This is a genomic window from Halioglobus sp. HI00S01 (genome assembly GCF_001635445.1).
Lineage (GTDB): Bacteria > Pseudomonadota > Gammaproteobacteria > Pseudomonadales > Halieaceae > Halioglobus > Halioglobus japonicus.
Map to the genome: position 1 here is coordinate 1 of NZ_LWEE01000376.1, position 261 is coordinate 261.

General features: G+C 54.8%; 1 rRNA gene. It reads right to left on the minus strand.

Features of this window, described 5'->3' with window-relative positions:
- Window positions 1-261 (minus strand): 23S ribosomal RNA (locus A3709_RS21000); the annotation flags it as partial.

Genomic DNA, 261 nt, shown 5'->3' on the forward strand with positions numbered 1-261 from the left:
GCTTTCTTTAAAGGATGGCTGCTTCTAAGCCAACCTCCTAGCTGTCTAAGCCTTCCCACATCGTTTCCCACTTAATTGGTATTTGGGACCTTAGCTGGCGGTCTGGGTTGTTGCCCTCTCGACGACGGACGTTAGCACCCGCCGTCTGTCTGCCGTGATTGTACTCCTGGGTATTCGGAGTTTGCATGGGGTTGGTAAGTCGGGATGACCCCCTAGCCCAAACAGTGCTCTACCCCCCAGGGTAAGACACGACGCTCTACC